This window comes from Lachnoclostridium sp. (assembly GCF_031997925.1).
Taxonomy (GTDB): Bacteria; Bacillota; Clostridia; order Lachnospirales; family Lachnospiraceae; genus Lachnoclostridium.
Genome location: NZ_DAMADT010000011.1, coordinates 1 through 2,469 on the forward strand (window position 1 = coordinate 1; position 2,469 = coordinate 2,469).

General features: G+C 34.2%; 2 protein-coding genes. Both read left to right on the forward strand.

Going from position 1 to position 2,469, the window contains the following annotated elements:
- Positions 1-554, forward strand: a 554-nt coding sequence (locus tag RTP52_RS09170) for an NAD(P)H-dependent oxidoreductase (RefSeq protein WP_312370734.1), incomplete at its 5' end; no start/stop codon positions are given.
- 285 nt (positions 555-839) lie between these two features.
- Positions 840-2,033: a winged helix DNA-binding domain-containing protein gene (locus RTP52_RS09175; RefSeq protein WP_312370736.1), complete on the forward strand. Its 1,194-nt coding sequence runs from the start codon at positions 840-842 to the stop codon at positions 2,031-2,033.
- Positions 2,034-2,469: the final 436 nt, after the last annotated feature.

A 2,469-nucleotide genomic window follows, 5' to 3' on the forward strand; every position in this document is an offset into this window, starting at 1 on the left:
GTAAACTAATGAAAGTAGTTCTTTTGCATGGACAAAAGCATCATGGTAGTACGTGGAACACTTCGCAATTATTATTTAAAGAACTTGTAACCAATCAAGATACGTTTCGTGAATTTTATGTAAATGATATTCCGTACTGTATTGGGTGTTATACTTGTATCTTAAAAGAAGAGGAAAATTGCCCGCATCGAGAAATTACAAAAGAAATCATCTATTTCATTGAACAAGCAGATGTCATCATTGTAGACTCTCCAAATTACTGTATGGGTATGACTGGACAACTGAAAACTTTCTTTGATCATATGGCATATCGATGGTTTAGTCATCGGCCGCTAGGTAATATGCAGCATAAAATAGGAGTTGCTATATCAACGACAGCTGGAATGGGAGCAGGAAGTGTAACAAAACAGATAAAAAAACAATTATTTTGGTGGGGAATACCAAGAATATACCAATTAAATGCAACTGTTGCAGCAGCAAATTGGAACGATGTGAAACCAGAGACGAAGGAAAACGAATTGCTAATAAAATTAGAAGAAAGAATGGTCATGTGAAGCGAGGATTTCGACAAAGGGTAATATTTAAGTTGATGGGGAAAATGCAGAAAGCTGGTTTAGGTACACCGAGGGATGTGGCTTATTGGAAAGAGCAAGGATGGATTTAAACCGATTTATAAATTACGATATATGACATATAGCTGTCATACATTCTTTGTAATGATATGATTGTACTGTGATAATGGTTAGATGAAAAATCATATGATCTAAACAATAGATAGTTCCAGTGAAAAGATTATACTATAGAATGAAAAGGTGAAAAACACCAGAATTGAGGCTAATATGAATCATAGAGTTGTATCAAAAGAGGAAGCAAGGAGTTTTATCATTCGGTATCATAATTTGGATGATTCCCAAAAATTTGAAGGCATTGATGGTGTACTCAACTATTTTAATAGGGTAGGGAGTATACAATACGATCCTTTAAACGTGGTTGGAAGAAATGCTGATTTAGTGTTACAAGCTAAGGTAAAAGGGTATCAATCGAAGTTCTTAGAAACACTATTATACAGAGAACATAAACTAGTGGATGGTTTTGATAAAGAAATGTGCATTTATCAAACGAAAGACTATAACAACTTTCAAAGAGTAAGAGAGGCAACAGCTAGAGCAACAAAAAATGTGTTAGCGAATCGAAATCAATTGGAAGCTTTAGAATATTTAGAGGTTGTAAAAGAACATATAAAAACAAATGGAATTACTAGTACGAAGGATCTATCGATTGGTGAGAGTAGTCCGGGACGATGGGGACATAAGAAATTATCAAGTGCTACACTGGATTACTTATATAGCAGTGGGGATTTGTGTGTCACTGATAAAAAAGGGGCACAAAAGTACTTTGATTTTACGGAAAATGTTTTACCGAAAGAATTTTTAAATCAAACTGAAATGAAAAGCGAGGAAGAATTTCTCGAATGGTACATAAAGAGAAGAATACGTAGTGTAGGTTTTTTATGGAATAAAAGAGGTGGAGCATGGCAAGGACACTATATAAGCGATCGTAAAATTAGAACAGAGGTATTAACTAAATTGGTTTCTTATGGAGAATTGATTGATTTTTATATCGAAGGAATCGATGAACCTTTTTATATGGCAACAGAGGATGAAAGATTCTTTGATCAACCTACAGGAAAGAAACAGGTTAAGTTTCTAGCTCCGCTTGACAATATGCTTTGGGATAGAGATTTAGTGTCTACCCTTTTTGATTTTGATTACCGATGGGAGGTCTATACCCCTGTAGTCAAACGAAAGTATGGTTATTATGTCCTTCCTGTATTATATGGAGATAAACTTGTGGCAAGATTTGAACCGGAAAGGGTTAGTTATTCCGAGGTTTTTACAATAAAAAACTGGTGGTGGGAAGACAAGGTTATGATAACAGAGGAATTGGTTGGAGAGGTTCATAAAGCAATTCATAGGTTTGCAAACTATTTAGATATACCTTGTAAGGATTACTACCCTGAGATTATTCAGTAGTATAATGTAGACCCTAAAAATTAGGAAGGTTTATCTATTAAAATACTTGTTTTTTACACTCATAGTGTAAAAGCAATTAGACTGTTCAAAAAGTACTGTTTATTTTTGATAAATTCCAAATGGAGATAAACCAGTGCTGTACCATATTCCGAACCCCGGATATAGGCTATGATAAGTTCAAAATAGAAGGAGTAATATACAAGAGCAAGAAGTCTTATCCAGTCATTAAAAAATAACAAAACATAAATTGAGATATGTTCTTTTTGGGGATTTTATGCTATGCTGTAAAAACTATGTAAAAAATATAAATGATTGGAGAATGAAGTGTGAAAAGAACTATCATGCAAAAATGTGTGACAGTATTAATGCTATTTGCGATGGTAATAGCGGGTCTTCAGCCAGCGACGGCATATGCAGCATCAACATCAGAGAAGAA

What these genes read in the sequence shown, in the direction of transcription:
- RTP52_RS09175 (WP_312370736.1), top strand. Translation starts at nt 840, where the DNA reads ATGAATCATAGAGTTGTATCAAAAGAGGAAGCAAGGAGTTTTATCATT.